We start from the raw sequence: 18,015 nt of genomic DNA on the forward strand, positions 1-18,015 counted from the left end.
GACATTTCTCCTGCTTCGATAGCATGGCCGGAGGGTGCTGCATCACGCTCCGGCGAAGATGTAGTTATTATTTTTGTGAGGATTTACGGCCGTACACCAGCCAGGTGACGAGCACGCAGACGATGTAAAACACGAGGAAGACTTTCATGGCGCCGACCGGCGATCCGGTCATCGCCAGCGAGGTGCCGAAGGCTTTAGGGATAAAAAATCCGCCTACTGCGCCAATGGCGGAAATAAAGCCCAGCGCGGCAGCGGTGTCCGTCACGGCTTCATGCTGCGCCTGTTCATCGGTGCCACCTTGCTTTCTCACCCGGTCGATGGAGATTTGGCGAAAGATAATCGCAATCATCTGGAAGGTTGAGCCGCTGCCCAGCCCGGCGGTGAGGAACAGCCCCATAAAGACCAGATAAAACGCGACAAAGCTGCCGGAGCCCGAGCCGGGCAGGGTCAGGAAGATCAGGGCGCTAAAGATGGCCATAAAGACAAAGTTGATGAGTGTGACGCGCACGCCGCCCAGCCTGTCGGAGATCATCCCGCCCGCTGAACGCGCCAGCGCACCAATCAGTGGGCCAAAGAAGGCAAGGTGAAGAATGTTAACGTCCGGAAACTGGGTTTTCGACAGCATGGCAAAGCCTGCCGAGAAACCGATAAACGAGCCGAAGGTCGCCAGATAGAGCAGGCTCAGCAGCCAGAGATGAAACCGCTTAAGCACAGGAAGCTGGCTGGCGATAGAGGCTTTTGAGCTGGCGATATCGTTCATGCCAATAAACGCCGCAATGGTTGCCAGCAGCAGAAGCGGAGCCCAGATCCAGGCGGCATTCGCCAGCCACATGGTGGACCCGTCCTCCAGAGGCACACCGTTTACCCCCAGAAAGGTGAACATCGGCAGAAAAATGACCAGTGGCGCAATCAACTGCATCACGCTGACGCCCAGGTTTCCCAGCCCGCCGTTGATTCCCAGCGCGCTACCCTGTCTGGATTTCGGGAAGAAAAAGCTGATATTTCCCATGCTGGAGGCAAAGTTAGCGCCCGCAAATCCGCAGAGCAGGGCAATGACGATAAAGACCCAGTAAGGCGTCGCGGTGTTTTGAATGGCAATCCCCAGCCAGACGCAGGGGATAATCAGGATCACGGTGCTCAATACTGTCCAGTTACGTCCGCCAAATATCGGCACCATAAAAGAGTAGGGGACACGCAATATTGCGCCGGAGAGAGAAGGTAATGCCGTTAGCATAAAAAGCTGATCGGTAGTGAAATTAAATCCGACTTTATTGAGGTTAACCGCAATGGCACTAAATAACATCCAGACGCAAAAGGCCAATAGCAGGCAAGCCACAGAAATCCATAGGTTTCTTCGCGCGATATGTTTGCCTTTATTCTCCCAGAATTGCGGATTTTCCGGTTTCCAGTTACTTAAAAGATGGTGATGATTTTTCTCACTTTGTTGTGACATATCGCCCTCTTGCTTACCCAAATGGAGATAAAAAATAAGTAAAAACAGTTAGATATGTGAAGGTCTGGTATTGTGGTTATTGGAAGTATTGAGATACATCTGAAAGGATAGATAAAAAAGCGAACCCCAGAGTTTGGAAATGAAATAGGGGTTCGCCTAATGTGTTACTAATTGTAACGGTGGGATTTAATTACTCAGAAGGGAGTATTAAAACAACTCCAGAGAAATTAATTTATCAAGATGATTATTAAACGCAGCGTCATCCATTTCAGGCATGTTTAATAGATATATGCCGTCAAGGCCACATACCAGGCCAATTAAACGCCAGGCAATACTTGCTGCCGGGTCACCGGAACGGAATACGCCTGCATTCCTGCCAGCTTCAATAAGGGCAACCGTTTCCTGATGCCACATCTCCATTGTCAGCACATACGCGCCCTTGATCTCTGCGTCGCGGGTTGCGAGGATTTGCGCTTCTCGCCAGAGGCGAATGTAGGGTTCAAACCTGCCGTCATCGCTGCCGAGCATGGCATGTAAACGTGCCCGCCAGCTGGCGTGTTCCCCGAGCACATCCGCATCCAGCAGTTCGCGGATCAGCCGGATAAAGGCCAGCGATTTTAACTCACCGCCGGAGGTGAAATGGTGATGCACTTGCCCGGTTGCGACACCGGCTTCGGACGCGATGCGGCGCACCGTCATGGCGGAAAATCCCTCGGCCAGCGCCACGCGCATAGCGGCCTGTAAGATCTCTTCCCGTCTTTCATCCCTGGTCAGATAACCCATTTTCTCTCACTCTTAAATAGCAATGAAACGAGTGTAACAAAGAGCTGGACAAGTGTTCAACATTCCGTAGGATCGCATCCTGGACATGTGTCCATTTTTATATAAAAAGGAAATTTATGTTTCGTCAGTGGTTAGCGTTAGTGATTATCGTGCTGGTGTATATCCCGGTGGCGATTGACGCGACGGTGCTGCACGTGGCGGCGCCGACATTGAGCATGACGCTGGGCGCCAGCGGTAACGAATTATTGTGGATCATCGATATCTACTCGCTGGTGATGGCGGGTATGGTGTTGCCAATGGGCGCGCTCGGCGACCGCATCGGTTTTAAACGGCTGCTGATGCTTGGCAGCACGCTGTTTGGTCTGTCATCGCTGGCGGCGGCCTTTGCCCCCTCTGCGGGCTGGCTGATTGCCGCGCGCGCCTCGCTGGCAATTGGCGCGGCAATGATCATACCGGCAACCCTTGCGGGTATACGCACCTTGTTTATTAACGCGCGGGATCGCAACATCGCGCTTGGCGTCTGGGCCGCGGTCGGGTCCGGCGGGGCGGCGTTTGGCCCGCTGATTGGCGGTATGCTGCTGGAGCATTTTTACTGGGGATCGGTCTTTTTGATCAACGTGCCGATTGTGCTGGTGGTGGTCTCGCTGGCCGCGGTCTATGTTCCGCGTCAGCAAGGGCGCCCAGAGCAGCCGCTAAATATTAGCCATGCCGTCATGCTGATTGTGGCAATTTTGCTGCTGGTCTATAGCGCCAAAACCGCGCTGAAAGGCGGGCTTTCTCCATGGCTGGTGGCCTGTACACTGCTCACCGGCGCGGTATTGCTGTTTATCTTCGTGCGTATTCAGCTTCGCGCCCGCGTGCCGATGATCGACATGCGCCTGTTTTGCCATCGCATCATTTTAAGTGGGGTGGTGATGGCGATGACCGCCATGATCGCCCTGGTGGGGTATGAATTGTTGATGGCCCAGGAGCTGCAGTTTGTGCATGGCTTTACCCCGTTTGAAGCGGGCATGTTCATGCTGCCGCTCATGGTCGCCAGCGGCTTCAGCGGCCCGATTGCCGGGATACTGGTTGGTCGTCTGGGGCTGCGCATGGTAGCGGCAGGCGGAATGGGGCTGAGCGCCGTCAGCTTTATTGGCCTGTCGATGCTCGACTTCAGCACGCAGCAGTGGCAGGCGTGGTGCCTGATGGTGCTGCTTGGCTTCAGTGCGGCGAGTGCGCTGCTGGCCTCCACCTCGGCAATCATGGCGGCGGCGCCGAAAGAGAAAGCCGCCGCTGCCGGGGCGATTGAAACCATGTCCTACGAACTGGGCGCGGGCCTGGGGATCGCGATATTTGGTCTGTTGCTGACCCGCAGCTTCTCGGCGTCGATTGAACTACCGCAGGGCTTACCTTCAACGCTGGCTGATAAAGCCTCGTCATCCATTGGCGAAGCGATGAAGGTCGCGCAGGATCTCGGTCCGGCGCTCGGTGAAACCGTCATTGAGGCGGCAAAAACGGCGTTTATCACGTCGCACAGCGTGGCGTTAGGCAGCGCCGGTGGGATGTTATTGCTGCTGGCGATTGGGATTTGGTTTAGCCTGGCGAACGCGCCGCAACAGTAAATGCAAGCCCGAAGGCGCTGCACCTTCGGGCTTTTCACTTCTTCTTCAGCGGCGCGGTGTCGTTATCGCGTCAGCCGATAGTGCGACTGCACCAGACCCGACGGAAATCTGCGGGTGGATAAAAGCGTCAAATCGATATCCCGGGACAGCGAGCCGAACAGCGGCTTGCCTGAGCCGATCAGGACAGGAACAGTGGTGATAACCATATCGGCCACCAGTCCTTCGCGCAGAAACGACTGGATCACCTGTCCGCCATCAATATAGACGCGGTGTGCGTTCTGCGCCGCCAGCTCAGCAAGCGCTTCCTTTGGGGTACAGCGGGAGAACTGCACTTTACCTTTCAGCGCCTCGGGCACCTCGGTGTCAGCCAGCTGACTGGAGAGCACCAGCACGGGTCGGTTATAGGGCCATTGGTCAAAGGTCAGCACTTTCTCATAGCTTCCCCGGCCCATCACAATCCAGTCTTTGTCGGCAATGAACGCATCATAACCATGATCTTCCGTTGGATCATCGCGCTGGAGTAGCCAGCCGATATCGCCGTCCTGGCGGGCAATGTAGCCATCAAGACTGACGGCGATAAAAACGTGGGTGGTAATCATCGAGGGCTCCCTGTTCAGGCTGTGACGTTAGGACAGTGACGACAGAGCAGTATACCGGAACCAGGGGATGACGATTAGGGGAGCGGGCAGAGGGGCAAAAAAAAGCCAGCCGCAGGGGCTGGCTTTCTGGTGTGACAAATCTTAGAACTGGTAGGTCAGACCTACAGCAACGATATTGTCGGTAGCGATCTTAGCGTCTTTAGTGAACGCATTGTCGTCCAGCAGGTTGATTTTGTAATCAACATAGGTGGACATGTTTTTGTTGAAGTAGTAGCTCGCGCCAACGTCAACGTATTCCACCAGATCCTGGTCGCCGTAAGAACCGATGTCTTTACCTTTGGATTTCAGGTAAGCGATGGACGGACGCAGACCGAAGTCGAACTGGTACTGAGCCACAACTTCGAAGTTCTGTGCTTTGTTTGCAACGTGACCGTCACCGAAAGCTGTCATGTTACGGGTTTCAGAGTAGGTGGTTGCCAGGTAGATGTTGTTCGCATCGTACTTCAGACCGGCTGCCCATACTTCTGCGTTCTCGCCACCTGCGTTCAGGTCGCTTGCTGCACGAACCTGACGGTCAGTACGGTCAGATTTCGCGTAGGTTGCACCCGCTGCGAAGCCGTCGAATTCATAGGTAGAAGAGAGACCCCAGCCGTCACCGTTAGATTCGGTGATGTCGTTACGGTCGTTTTTACCCTGGTACTGAGCGGCAACGTTCAGACCGTCAACCAGACCGAAGAAGTCGGTGTTACGGTAAGTCGCTACGCCAGTTGTACGGCCAGTCATAAAGCCATCAGTCTGGGTCCAGGTATCGCCACCGAATTCTGGCAGAACGTCAGTCCATGCGCCGATGTCGTACGCCACGCCGTAGTTACGGCCGTAGTCGAAGGAACCGAATTCGTTGAATTTCAGACCTGCGAACGCCAGACGCGTTTTGTTACCGTCAGCACCCTGGGATTCAGAGCGGTTGCCCTTGAACTCATATTCCCATTGGCCATAACCGGTCATCTGGTCATTGATCTGAGTTTCGCCTTTGAAGCCCAGACGCACGTAGGTTTTGTCGCCGTCGTTGTCAGTATCATCAGAAAAATAGTGCAGACCTGTGACTTTACCGTACAGATCCAGCTTGTTACCGTCTTTGTTAAAAACTTCAGCCGCGTTTACAACGCCTGCTGCCAACATGGAAGTGACCGCCACTGCAACTAATTTAAGTTTCATCTTAAATATTCCTTATAATTTTCTTGGGTATTTCCTGAACCACTTCGAACGATTTCCAAACGAGGCTGTTCGTCAATGGCAAGCTATTTTTAAAAATCTTGTAGCCTGCTTTCAATAATAAGTTTCAAAATATTAAAGATAATTTCAATTAGTGTGATCGTGATCGGGTAAATTTCAGCTTTAACGAATAAATTGCCTGAAAATTATGCATTTTGTGCGCGTTTTACCGCCATTTTCGTTGCGGGGAATATAATTATTACCATTTTTATTTCATGGTGTTAATTATCGTTTTTTCCGTTCTTTTGCAATCGTTGATGAAATTTACATGCATTAAAATCAGTGGCTTATAAGATTAATCGCACGTTGATTTCGATGTGTGAAGTGAATGTTTTGCAGTGAATTATTTTATTTTATGCTTTTTCTGACGTGACTGTTTGCTATGCAGTTATTACGTTCCGGTGTCAGTTTATGTCAATTTGCGCGCCATATCTTTACGAACGAGAGTTAATATAAACAGAAACTAAACCGCTTTCTATTATTTTGCTAAAGAGTGAATGGGCGATCACATTTTAAATTTATGTTAATTATGTGGCCGGGTTGTAATTAACCCGGCATCAGGAAAAGATTATTTTCGTGTGGCGTACCAGCACAGCAAAGAACCCACACAGACCATGATAGCGCCTTGCCAGAAGGAGAAGGAAAGTGGGGCGCTCAACAACAGCGCCGCCAGCGCAGCGGATAAGACCGGGGTAAAATAGGACACGGCTGCCAGCACCGTGACGTTACCGTGAAGGATCCCAATATTCCACGACGCATAGCCCAGCCCCAGTGCGGCGCCGCACATGAGTAATTTCACCACCACCGGAACGCTGAACACCATTTCCGGTTGATCGCTTAGGGCATATTTCACCCACAAACTCAGCGCGGTAAGCAACACAAAGAGCGTGATCCCGTTTTGTCCTTTGGCATATTTGCTGGTTACCGTGCAGTACGCCGCCCAGATAAACGCGCCGGCAAATGCAAGGGCATAGCTGAGGGGGCTGGAGACAACATTGCGGATAATCTCATTCACCTGCAACCCCTGTTCGCCGCCCAATACCCAGCACACACCGAGTAAAGAGAGGGCTAATCCGGGGATCACCCACAGGGACGATTTCTGTCCGTTAAACAAAATGGCAAACACAATGGTCAGACTTGGCCAGAGATAATTCACCATGCCGACTTCAATCGCCTGTGAACGCGTAGCCGCATACCCTAACGACAGCGCCAGACAAATTTCGTAGCTCACAAACAGGAGGCTGCCGGCAATAAGATAGCCGGGAGTGAAGCGCCGGATTTGAGGAAATCCTACCGTCACCAGACAGAGTAAGCCGCTGACGGTATAGATCATGGCGGCGCCCCCCACAGGCCCAAGCCCTTCACTCACGCTGCGAATGAGCCCCACCATGGTGCTCCATAACAAGATTGCTGCCAGCCCAATCAGCGTTGCTCTTTTTCTGTCCATACCCTTGCCATTACTCTCAAAACCAAAGGCAAAACTTATAGCACCGATCGCGCCCCGGTCGCGAATTATTCTCTTAAGCCGTTAATCAAAAAGAGGTATTTAAATGCGAGATGGTTGACTATTAAGGGGGCGAACACCGGCGACCTTGATTTGACGCAAAAAAAACAGGGGCTTTGCTGTTAGTTTGCGGCGCGAAGTCTTATCCGTAAATGAGGACAACAATGGACGTCAGCCGCAGACAATTTTTTAAAATCTGCGCGGGCGGTATGGCCGGAACAACAGCCGCGATGCTGGGATTCGCTCCCAAAATGGCGCTGGCTCAGGCGCGCAACTATAAACTGCTGCGTGCCAAAGAGATCCGTAACACCTGCACATACTGCTCCGTGGGTTGTGGGCTTTTAATGTATAGCCTGGGTGATGGCGCGAAGAACGCCAGAGAGGCCATTTATCATATTGAAGGGGATCCGGACCATCCGGTGAGCCGTGGGGCACTCTGCCCGAAAGGGGCGGGACTGCTGGACTACGTTCACAGCGATAACCGTCTGCGCTATCCGGAATACCGCGCGCCGGGTTCCGACAAATGGCAGCGTATTTCCTGGGATGAAGCCTTCTCCCGGATTGCCAGACTGATGAAAGCTGACCGCGACGCCAACTTCATTGAGAAGAACGCGCAGGGCGTGACGGTGAACCGTTGGCTCTCTACCGGCATGCTGTGCGCCTCCGCGGCCAGCAATGAAACCGGCATGCTAACGCAAAAATTTGTTCGTTCCCTCGGGATGCTGGCGGTTGATAACCAGGCGCGCGTCTGACACGGACCAACGGTAGCAAGTCTTGCTCCAACATTTGGTCGCGGTGCGATGACCAACCACTGGGTTGATATCAAAAACGCCAACGTCGTGATGGTGATGGGTGGCAACGCCGCTGAGGCCCATCCGGTGGGGTTCCGCTGGGCGATGGAAGCGAAAAACAATAACGATGCGACGCTTATCGTCGTCGATCCGCGCTTTACGCGTACGGCATCGGTGGCCGATATCTATGCACCGATCCGCTCCGGTACGGACATTACGTTCCTGTCGGGCGTGCTGCTGTATCTGATTGAAAACAATAAAATCAACGCGGAGTACGTAAAACACTACACCAACGCCAGCCTGCTGGTGCGGGATGATTTTGCCTTCGATGAGGGGCTGTTCAGCGGCTATGACGCGGACAAACGTCAGTACGATAAATCGTCCTGGAACTACCAGTTCGATGAAAACGGCTATGCCAGACGCGATGAAACCCTGAGCCATCCACGCTGTGTGTGGAACTTGCTGAAACAGCACGTTTCCCGCTATACGCCGGATGTAGTAGAAAACATCTGCGGTACGCCAAAAGCCGGCTTCCTGAAAGTGTGTGAGGTGCTGGCCTCTACCAGTGCCGCCGACAGAACCACCACGTTCCTGTACGCGCTGGGCTGGACGCAGCACACCGTTGGTGCGCAGAACATCCGTACCATGGCGATGATTCAGCTGCTGCTCGGCAATATGGGCATGGCGGGAGGCGGGGTAAATGCCTTGCGCGGTCACTCCAACATCCAGGGCTTAACCGATCTGGGTTTACTCTCGACCAGCCTGCCGGGTTACCTGACGCTGCCGTCGGAAAAACAGGCCGATCTGCAAACCTATCTCACGGCCAATACGCCAAAAGCGACGCGTGCGGAGCAAGTGAACTACTGGAGCAACTATCCGAAGTTCTACGTCAGCCTGATGAAATCGTTTTATGGCGATGCGGCGCAGAAAGAGAACGACTGGGGCTTTGAGTGGCTGCCGAAATGGGACCAGGCCTACGACGTCATCAAGTATTTCAACATGATGGATAAGGGCAACGTCACGGGCTATATCTGCCAGGGCTTTAACCCGGTAGCGTCCTTCCCGGACAAAAACAAAGTGGTTCGCAGCCTGAGCAAGCTGAAGTACATGGTCGTTATCGATCCGCTGGTGACGGAAACGTCTAACTTCTGGCAGAACCACGGCGAGATGAACGATGTGGATCCCGCATCAATTCAGACCGAGGTCTTCCGCTTGCCGTCTACCTGTTTTGCCGAGGAAGACGGGTCGATCGCCAACTCCGGTCGCTGGTTACAATGGCACTGGAAGGGGCAGGATGCGCCGGGTGAAGCGCGTAATGACGGTGAAATTCTGGCCGGGATTTACCATCGCCTGCGTGAGATGTACCGCACCGAAGGTGGCAAAGGCGCTGAACCGTTGCTGAAGATGAGCTGGAACTATAAGCAACCGGATCACCCTGAATCCGAAGAGGTGGCCAAAGAGAACAACGGCGTGGCGCTGGCCGATCTCTATGACGCCAACGGCAATCTGGTGGCGAAGAAAGGCCAGCTGCTGAACAGCTTTGCGGTCCTGCGCGATGATGGTTCCACCGCGTCGTCCTGCTGGATCTACACCGGCAGTTGGACCGAGCAGGGCAACCAGATGGCCAATCGCGATAACGCTGACCCGTCCGGGTTGGGCAATACGCTGGGCTGGGCCTGGGCATGGCCGCTAAACCGTCGGGTGCTGTACAACCGTGCGTCGGCGGATATCAACGGTAAACCGTGGGATCCGAAACGGATGCTGATCGCGTGGAACGGCGCGAAATGGGCGGGGAATGATATTCCTGACTTCAACACCGCGCCACCGGGCAGTGAGACCGGGCCGTTTATTATGCAGCCGGAGGGGCTGGGACGCCTGTTTGCCCTCGACAAGCTGGCTGAGGGGCCATTCCCGGAACACTACGAGCCGATGGAAACGCCGCTCGGCACGAACCCGCTACACCCAAATGTTATCTCCAGTCCGGTCGTGCGTATCTACGCTGACGACGTGCTGCGTTTAGGCAAAAAGGACAAATTCCCGTATGTGGGAACCACCTATCGCCTGACGGAGCATTTCCACACCTGGACCAAGCACGCGCGGCTTAACGCCATCGCACAGCCGGAACAGTTTGTGGAGATAAGCGAAACGCTGGCGAAAGCGAAAGGGATTGCCAATGGCGATCGCGTGACGGTGAGCAGCAAACGTGGCTTTATCCGTGCGGTTGCGGTGGTCACTCGTCGTCTGCAGACGTTAAACGTGAATGGTCAGCAGGTGGAAACCGTGGGTATCCCGCTGCACTGGGGCTTTGAAGGTGTGGCGCAGAAAGGCTATCTCGCCAATACCCTGACGCCAAACGTTGGCGATTCCAACTCGCAAACGCCGGAGTACAAGGCGTTTCTGGTCAACATCGAGAAAGCGTAAGGAGCGAGTAAATGGCGATGGAAACACAAGACATTATCAAACGCTCCGCGACCAACCCGATAACGCCCGCGCCGCGCGCGCGGGATTATAAGGCCGAAGTCGCCAAGCTTATCGATGTCTCTTCCTGCGTGGGCTGCAAAGCCTGCCAGGTGGCTTGTTCAGAGTGGAATGATATCCGCGATGAGGTAGGGCACTGCGTTGGCGTTTACGACAACCCGGCCGATCTGAGCGCCAAATCCTGGACGGTGATGCGTTTTAGCGAAACTGACCAGAACGGCAAGCTGGAGTGGCTGATTCGAAAAGACGGCTGTATGCACTGTGAAGATCCGGGCTGCCTCAAGGCCTGCCCGTCTGCAGGCGCCATCATCCAGTATGCGAACGGAATCGTCGACTTCCAGCAGGATAACTGTATCGGCTGCGGATATTGCATTGCGGGTTGTCCGTTTAACATCCCGCGCCTCAATAAAGAGGATAACCGGGTATACAAATGCACCCTGTGCGTAGACCGCGTCAGCGTCGGGCAGGAGCCTGCCTGCGTCAAGACCTGTCCAACCGGGGCCATTCACTTCGGCACCAAGAAAGAGATGCTGGAGGTGGCGCAGCAGCGCGTGGACAAACTGAAAGCGCGCGGCTACGACAAGGCGGGCATTTACAACCCGCAGGGGGTGGGCGGTACGCATGTGATGTATGTTCTGCATCACAATGATCAGCCGGAGCTGTACCACAATCTGCCGAAAGATCCGGCGATCGATACCTCCATCAACCTGTGGAAAGGGGCGCTAAAACCGCTCTCGGCGGCGGGCTTTATCGCCACCTTTGCCGGGCTGATTTATCACTACATCGGTATCGGGCCGAATAAAGAGGTGGATGACGACGAGGAGGAGCATCATGAGTAAGTCGAAAATGATAGTGCGCACAAAGTTTGTCGATCGCGCCTGTCACTGGACGGTGGTGATCTGCTTCTTCCTGGTGGCCGTATCCGGAATTTCGTTCTTCTTCCCGACGCTGCAATGGCTGACGGAAACGTTCGGCACGCCGCAGATGGGGCGTATTCTGCACCCGTTTTTTGGCGTACTGATTTTTGTGGTGCTGATGTTTATGTTTGTGCGTTTCGTCCACCACAATATCCCGGACAAGCAGGATATTCCCTGGCTGAAGGGCATTATTGAGGTCCTGAAGGGGAACGAACATAAAGTCGCGAAGGTCGGTAAATACAATGCCGGACAGAAGATGATGTTCTGGAGCATCATGAGCATGATTTTCGTCCTGCTGGTGACTGGTGTGATCATCTGGCGTCCTTATTTTGCGCAGTACTTCCCGATGCAGGTCATCCGCTACGCGCTGCTGATCCACGCAACCTCAGCCATCATTCTGATCCATGCCATTTTGATCCATATGTATATGGCGTTCTGGGTTAAAGGGTCGATTAAAGGCATGATTGAAGGGAAGGTGAGCCGCCGCTGGGCGCAGAAACACCACCCACGCTGGTACCGGGAAGTGGAGCGACAGGAAGCGAAACAGGAGAGTACGGAAGGGATGAAGTAAAACGTCCTGCGCCGTCGGCTTTGCCCGGCGGCGCTTCGCTTGCACGGGCCTACGGGATTTGTTCGTCACTAACGCATCTATCGCCGCAATGACGGTACTTCTTGCGCTGCGAAGATTACATACAAAATTTTTATTATTTAATTTCTTTTTCTCCACGTGTGTTATGCCAGCGGTGTTGAGAAAATATCTCTCAAATTCAATGTTTATTAATGGTGTGGCGGCGTTGTAATGCCCATGTAGGTTATTATGATAGCTTAAAGGAACAATCAGTCTTGTTGATAAGTCATCATAATAGTCATGTTGAATTATCATAAAATAAGGCTGGTATTCGCGCGTTTTGTCTGAGGGGTTACGATAAACATCGAACTGAAAGCACATTAAAGTCCTCCAAAATAAGGGTCATCTGATAATAATCCCGCTTTAGCAGTAAATTCATTCATGGCTTTTATGAACTCCTGATCCTGATGGTGCTGGCGTTTACGTTCCTCTGGAGTCAAGGCCTGACGCGGTATTCTCTCTGTCCGGGGTGGTCTGCCACTGCAGTTTTCTGTTCGGTTTGGTTTCATTTTTAGCCTCCTTTGTTGGTGCGGTCATTATCAACCGCAGCCAACAAAAAACAATACCGTTTCCCCTGGTAATCTTCATTATGCGAGCCGTATTCCAGCTTATCAGAATTTCTCCGCAATATATCGGAAAGGATATTTTGTTGGTTTGACTTTGCCAATTTTGCGCTTCGGCAAATCCACTTTTTCAACGTGAAGTTCTTTATACGGGATCTGCGAAAGCAGATGGGAGATAATATTCAACCGCACGCGTTTTTTATCTTCCGAGCGCGCCACAAACCACGGTGCCCAGGCAGTGTCCGTGGAGGCAAACATGGCATCCCGCGCGACGGTGTATTCATCCCATAAATTGAACGATTTAATATCCATAGGCGATAATTTCCAGATCTTGCGGCCATCGTTGATGCGATCGCGTAGCCTGCGTTCCTGCTCCTTTGGCGTCACTTCAAGCCAGTATTTCAGCAAAATGATCCCGGCATCGACCATCGCTTTTTCCATCACCGGTGCGCCATCAAGAAACTTTTCAACCTGTTCCGGCGTGCAGAACCCCATCACCCGTTCAACGCCTGCGCGGTTGTACCAGCTGCGGTCAAAAATAACGATTTCACCAGCAGCGGGCAGGTGCGGAACATAACGCTGGAAATAGAGCTGCGTTTTCTCTTTCTCTGTAGGCGCAGGCAGCGCGACAACCCGGAATACGCGCGGGCTGACGCGTTCGGTTATCGCTTTTATGGTGCCGCCTTTACCGGCCCCGTCTCGTCCCTCAAACACGATGCAGACTTTCAATCCTTTGGCGACAACCCATTGCTGGAGTTTGACCAGTTCAACGTGAAGGCGACGAAGCTCTTTTTCATACTCTTTTGTTTTCAGAGGGGCATTTTTAACGACATCAACAGCGACGCTGGTTTTCTTATTACTTGCCATGATTGTCATCCTCAGGTTGTCCGGTCGCGGGGAAGAAGCGAGGCCGCATTAAGAAGTGTAATTCACCTGAATTAATGGATTAACGTGTCAGTCTGCTGATTTGAACTGGCTCACCATACAAGATTATTCAATAATGCCCGCTGCGAATTTTCACTCGTGGTTGTGGTATGAAAAAGACAATTTTCTCGTTAGCCCTTAGCACGTTTGGCCTGGGCATGGCTGAATTTGGTATTATGGGTGTCCTGACGGAACTGGCGCATGATACCGGTATTTCCATTCCCTCCGCCGGAAATATGATTTCGTTTTACGCCTTTGGCGTGGTGATTGGCGCGCCGATTGTGGCGCTGTTTTCCAGTAAGTTCTCGTTAAAAACCACGCTGCTGTTTCTGGTTGCCCTGTGTGCGGTGGGTAACGCGATGTTTACCTTTTCCACATCCTATTTTTGGCTGGCGGCAGGGCGCTTAATCTCGGGGTTCCCGCACGGCGCAATTTTCGGCGTGGGGGCGATTATCCTCTCGAAAATAGCGCCACCGGGTAAGGTGACGGTGGCCGTGGCGGGGATGATCGCCGGGATGACCGTGGCGAATCTGGTGGGGGTTCCGTTTGGAACCTGGCTGGGGCATACATTCAACTGGCGTTATACCTTTTTCCTGATAGCCCTGTTTGACGCGCTGGTGATCCTCTCGGTGCTGGTGTGGGTACCAAACCTTCATGACGCATCAGAAATAAAACTCACCGAGCAGTTTCACTTCCTGAAAAAACCGGAACCGTGGCTGATCTTCGCCGCCACCATGTTTGGCAACGCTGGCGTTTTTGCGTGGTTCAGTTTTGTGAAGCCGTTTATGGTCAATGTCTCTGGCTTCTCCGAGGGGTTGATGACGATCATCATGATGTTGATGGGCCTCGGCATGGTGCTGGGTAACCTGCTGAGCGGGAAACTATCGGGCCGTTTCAGCCCGCTGCGTATTGCTGCCACCACCGATATGGTGATTGTCGCCTCACTGTTATTGCTTTTCGCCTTTGGCGAACAGAAAACCGCGTCGCTGGTGATGGGGTTCATCTGCTGTGCCGGGCTGTTCGCACTCTCTGCACCACTGCAAATTCTGCTGCTGCAAAATGCGAAAGGAGGGGAAATGCTTGGTGCCGCAGGCGGACAGATGGCGTTTAACCTGGGCAGTGCGATTGGTGCTTATTTTGGCGGGATGATGATTACGCTCGGTTTTAGCTGGAGCTATGTCACGCTACCGGCGGCGATATTATCCTTCCTGGCGATGAGCGCGCTGCTGGTGTATGGCTATCTGCGCGCCAGGCGGGCTCAGTCTGATGCTCGTGCGCTGGCCTGAGTGCCGGAATATGGTCATAAAAAACCGCTCCACAGACGGAGCGGTTCGTGGGAACGGCGTTAATTGCGTAGGTCAATCACCATACGGCCGCGGATCTGGCCCTGTTCCATCTCTTTGAAGATGGCGTTGATATCTTCCAGCGGGCGCATCGTCACTTTTGGCACCACTTTGCCTTCGGCAGCAAACTGGAACGCTTCCTGCAGATCCTGACGGGTACCAACCAGCGAGCCGACCACCTGGATACCGTCCAGCACCAGACGAGGGATATCGAGGCTCATGGCTTCCGGCGGCAGGCCAACGGCCACCACGCGGCCACCGGCACGCACCGCGTCCACCGCCGAGTTAAATGCTGCTTTCGCGACCGCCGTTACCACAGCCGCATGCGCGCCGCCGGTTTTTTCCTGCACGATTTTAGCGGCATCTTCGCTGCGGGAGTTGATGGTTAAGTCTGCCCCCATGCTCGCTGCCAGCTTCAGCTGTTCGTCGTTAACGTCAAGGGCGATGACTTTGGCGTTGAAGACGTTTTTCGCATACTGCAGCGCGAGGTTACCCAGTCCGCCCAGGCCGTAGATCGCAATCCACTGGCCCGGCTTGATATGGGAGACTTTTACCGCTTTGTAAGTGGTGACGCCGGCACAGGTTATGCTGCTGGCCGCAGCGGAATCCAGCCCGTCAGGCACTTTTACCGCGTAATCCGCGGTGACAATGCACTCTTCAGCCATGCCGCCATCAACGGAATAACCGGCGTTTTTCACATCGCGGCACAGGGTTTCGTTGCCGGTATTACAGTATTCACAGTGGCCGCAGCCCTCAAAGAACCACGCGACGCTTGCACGGTCGCCGACTTTTAGTGACGTCACGCCAGGCCCAACTTCTTTCACGATCCCAATCCCTTCGTGGCCCAGGATCACACCGGTTTTATCACCGAAATCGCCATTTTTGACGTGGAGGTCAGTATGGCAAACGCCACAGCACTCCATTTTGAGCAGGGCTTCGCCGTGCTTCAGTGGGCGTAAGGTTTTTTCGGTAACATTGACCTGATGATCCTGTGTAACAACAGCAGCCTTCATAGGTTTCTCCTTGTTTTTGATGGGTATGTGTATCGCAGGGGAATACTACTTAAGGATTAATAGTTTAGAGGCGTTATGCAAGGCGGCGGCAACATAATGTCACCAATTGATGCGATTTCAGATTAAGAATACAGCGATCCTCTAATAATTAGTGGGGAATTCACTGGCCCGGCGAGAAGCTCGCCGGGCACAGATCTACAGTTTTGCTTCTATCACCTCAATCTCTTTGCGCCATTGCGCCTGCAGATGTGGTTTCTGATGCTTAGGCTTACGCGCCAGGTCTTCTGCGAGTAGCGTTTCCAGCGCGATCAGCCTTTCAAGCAGATCGTCCGAGGCTTGCGCTTTAACATCCGCGACTGCTGGTGACGCCGACGACGCCATCAGGCCTGTGCGTTCACGCAGCCGTTCGAACACCGCTTCGGCGTCATGCCATTCGCTCAGCAAACCGTCCTCAATCAGCCAGAAGCGATTGCAGCTTTGGGCGATCAGCTGCCGGTCATGGCTGACCAGCAGCACTCCGCCGTCAAACTGTTGCAGGGTAGTGGCCAGCGCCTCTTTGCCTTCCATGTCCAGGTGGTTGGTAGGCTCATCCAGCATCAGCAGGCTATAACGGGCAAGCGTCAGGCCGACAAACAGCAGGCGCGAACGCTCCCCGCCGCTGAGGGTGCTGACCTTTTGCCCGTGACGCGCCCACGGGAACCCGGCGCTGATAAGCGCCATCTTGCGATCCTGTGGCGCTGGCGCAAAAGGCTCCAGCGCGTCGAAGATCGTTGCCTCATCCGGAAGCTGATTCAGCGTCTGGTCGTAATAGCCTGGCGACACGCGAGGATGGAGTTTTAGCCCAGCCTCTGACGGTTCACCTGAGAAATGCCGCCAGATGAGCTTCATCAGCGATGATTTGCCGCAGCCGTTACGCCCGACGATAGCCACGCGATCGCCACTTTTAAGCCGCGCAATGTCGACGTGAAATAGATCGGGCAACCCAGGTGCAGGCGGTACGCCGAGGTTTTCCATCTCCAGCAGTCGGTCCGCCCGCAGGGCATCACCACGCAGGGTTAACGTCCACGGACTGCCTGCCGTGAGCTCTGTCTGGCTCTCCTTTAGCCGCTCGACCTGTTTTTCCATCTGTTTGGCTTTGCGGGCCAGATCTTCGTTATCGTAGACCTTGCCCCAGGTGGCCAGCCGTCTGGCACTGGCGGTTACGCGGTCGATCTCCTTTTGCTCCGCCTTATGCCGAAGCGCATCGCTTTCGTCTTTCGCCACCAGCGCCTGGCGCGCGGCGGTGCAGGGAAGGGCGAAGTAGTGCAACATCTTATCGCGCAGGATCCAGCTGCCGTTGGTGACGGCATCCAGCAACTGCCTGTCGTGCGAGACCAGTACAAAGCTGCCGGACCAGTTCTGTAAAAACTGCTCCAGCCAGAGCATGGTAGGCAAATCGAGGTGGTTGCTCGGCTCGTCCAGCAGTAACAGATCCGGCTCGCCGATCAACGCCCGCGCGAGCAGGAGACGCGTGTGTTGCCCGCCGCTCAGCGTCGCCGACGTTAAGGCCATGTCCTGCGGCGTAAAGCCCATACCCGCCAGCAGCGTTTCTGCTTTCCAGCGCAGGCTCTCGCGCTCAGTCGTGGGCAGTTGCGCCAGCACGGCATCCAGCATGGTCAGGGTATAAATGGCTTCTGGCAGATGTTGCTCAACGCGCGCCATCAGACAGTGTCCGGCCAGCGCGACGCTTCCGGCAGCGGGAGAGTCTGTGCCGTCCAGCACCTTCAGCAGCGTACTTTTGCCGCAGCCGTTGTCGCCCAGCAGGCCAATGCGGTCGCCTTTTTTCAGCGTAAAGGAGAGGGAGTCGAAGAGCGTGCCAAACGCCGTATCAACACGTAAAGATTGTGCAGTGAGTAAAGTGCTCATTGTTGCTTACCCAAGAGTTACAGGCATGTTTATGCCTCGTCAAACATCGCTGACGATAACTCAGTAAGCCCGAGAGAAGGGATTTCAGGGGTTGGTGTCTTCGCTCAAGCAGAAGTTATCGCAGCACGATACCGATAACGCTTGAGCTGGTGCGATCACCCAATGCATGTGAAACATTGAAAATTTCACAGTACAGCATAATTGGCCTCCTTATATATTCAGTGGGTTAATGGATGAA

Annotated in this window: 14 protein-coding genes and 1 pseudogene; 5 read left to right on the forward strand and 10 right to left on the reverse strand. The window is 53.9% G+C overall.

Annotation, left to right across the window (positions count from 1 at the left end):
• Positions 1-67: 67 nt before the first annotated feature.
• Positions 68-1,453, reverse strand: coding sequence for a NarK family nitrate/nitrite MFS transporter (locus tag ACMWKA_RS11475; RefSeq protein WP_414760235.1), 1,386 nt, complete (start codon positions 1,451-1,453; stop codon positions 68-70).
• Between the two features lie 207 nt (positions 1,454-1,660).
• Positions 1,661-2,236 (reverse strand): TetR family transcriptional regulator, encoded by a 576-nt coding sequence (locus ACMWKA_RS11480; protein WP_045294179.1) that lies wholly within the window; start codon positions 2,234-2,236, stop codon positions 1,661-1,663.
• A 116-nt stretch (positions 2,237-2,352) separates the two neighbouring features.
• On the opposite strand from ACMWKA_RS11480, the gene ACMWKA_RS11485 reads away from it, so the two are divergent.
• A complete protein-coding gene (locus tag ACMWKA_RS11485) occupies positions 2,353-3,840 on the forward strand; it encodes an MFS transporter (RefSeq protein ID WP_320724790.1) in 1,488 nt (495 codons plus the stop codon).
• A gap of 62 nt (positions 3,841-3,902) precedes the next feature.
• Here ACMWKA_RS11485 and ACMWKA_RS11490 read toward each other — a convergent pair whose 3' ends face one another.
• From ACMWKA_RS11490 to yddG, 3 genes are all read right to left on the reverse strand, one after another.
• Positions 3,903-4,439 carry a dihydrofolate reductase family protein gene (locus ACMWKA_RS11490; RefSeq protein ID WP_414760236.1) on the reverse strand — a complete coding sequence of 179 codons (537 nt, stop codon included), beginning with the start codon at positions 4,437-4,439 and terminating at the stop codon, positions 3,903-3,905.
• 141 nt (positions 4,440-4,580) lie between these two features.
• Positions 4,581-5,654 (reverse strand): porin OmpC, encoded by a 1,074-nt coding sequence (ompC, locus tag ACMWKA_RS11495; RefSeq protein ID WP_013096520.1) that lies wholly within the window; start codon positions 5,652-5,654, stop codon positions 4,581-4,583.
• 625 nt (positions 5,655-6,279) lie between these two features.
• A complete protein-coding gene (gene yddG / locus ACMWKA_RS11500) occupies positions 6,280-7,158 on the reverse strand; it encodes an aromatic amino acid DMT transporter YddG (protein WP_414760237.1) in 879 nt (292 codons plus the stop codon).
• Positions 7,159-7,379: 221 nt separating this feature from the next.
• On the opposite strand from yddG, the gene fdnG reads away from it, so the two are divergent.
• From fdnG to fdnI, 3 genes are read left to right on the forward strand one after another with little or no spacing between them, the layout of a single operon-like run.
• Positions 7,380-10,427: a formate dehydrogenase-N subunit alpha gene (fdnG, locus tag ACMWKA_RS11505; protein ID WP_414760238.1), complete on the forward strand. Its 3,048-nt coding sequence runs from the start codon at positions 7,380-7,382 to the stop codon at positions 10,425-10,427.
• Positions 10,428-10,438: 11 nt separating this feature from the next.
• Positions 10,439-11,323, forward strand: a complete 885-nt coding sequence (gene fdxH, locus ACMWKA_RS11510) for a formate dehydrogenase subunit beta (RefSeq protein WP_003857048.1) — start codon at positions 10,439-10,441, stop codon at positions 11,321-11,323.
• Positions 11,316-11,972 (forward strand): formate dehydrogenase-N subunit gamma, encoded by a 657-nt coding sequence (gene fdnI, locus ACMWKA_RS11515; RefSeq protein ID WP_013096526.1) that lies wholly within the window; start codon positions 11,316-11,318, stop codon positions 11,970-11,972. The genes fdxH and fdnI overlap by 8 nt, the downstream gene beginning before the upstream one ends.
• Positions 11,973-12,047: 75 nt before the next feature.
• On the opposite strand, the pseudogene ACMWKA_RS11520 reads toward fdnI, so the two are convergent.
• The 3 genes and pseudogenes from ACMWKA_RS11520 to ppk2 form a co-directional block, all read right to left on the reverse strand.
• A pseudogene (locus ACMWKA_RS11520) lies at positions 12,048-12,350 on the reverse strand (CcdB family protein); the annotation flags it as partial.
• On the reverse strand, positions 12,350-12,538 hold the full coding sequence (locus ACMWKA_RS11525) for a type II toxin-antitoxin system CcdA family antitoxin (protein ID WP_072036492.1): 189 nt from the start codon (positions 12,536-12,538) through the stop codon (positions 12,350-12,352). The pseudogene ACMWKA_RS11520 and the gene ACMWKA_RS11525, both read right to left, overlap by 1 nt.
• A 102-nt stretch (positions 12,539-12,640) precedes the next feature.
• Positions 12,641-13,459 (reverse strand): polyphosphate kinase 2, encoded by an 819-nt coding sequence (gene ppk2 / locus ACMWKA_RS11530; protein WP_013096528.1) that lies wholly within the window; start codon positions 13,457-13,459, stop codon positions 12,641-12,643.
• A gap of 167 nt (positions 13,460-13,626) precedes the next feature.
• Between ppk2 and araJ the strand changes: the two genes are divergently transcribed.
• Positions 13,627-14,802 (forward strand): MFS transporter AraJ, encoded by a 1,176-nt coding sequence (gene araJ / locus ACMWKA_RS11535; protein WP_057072360.1) that lies wholly within the window; start codon positions 13,627-13,629, stop codon positions 14,800-14,802.
• 59 nt (positions 14,803-14,861) lie between these two features.
• Here the strand turns inward: araJ and adhP are convergent, their stop codons facing one another.
• Both adhP and ACMWKA_RS11545 read right to left on the reverse strand, forming a co-directional pair.
• Positions 14,862-15,872: an alcohol dehydrogenase AdhP gene (adhP, locus tag ACMWKA_RS11540; RefSeq protein WP_058684710.1), complete on the reverse strand. Its 1,011-nt coding sequence runs from the start codon at positions 15,870-15,872 to the stop codon at positions 14,862-14,864.
• A gap of 195 nt (positions 15,873-16,067) precedes the next feature.
• The gene (locus ACMWKA_RS11545; RefSeq protein WP_414760239.1) at positions 16,068-17,777 is read right to left on the reverse strand and encodes an ABC-F family ATP-binding cassette domain-containing protein; all 1,710 of its coding nucleotides are present in this window, start codon (positions 17,775-17,777) and stop codon (positions 16,068-16,070) included.
• Between the last annotated feature and the right edge of the window lie 238 nt (positions 17,778-18,015).

Source organism: Enterobacter sp. 03-F-07-AD-ECC, from assembly GCF_047530935.1.
GTDB lineage: Bacteria > Pseudomonadota > Gammaproteobacteria > Enterobacterales > Enterobacteriaceae > Enterobacter > Enterobacter cloacae.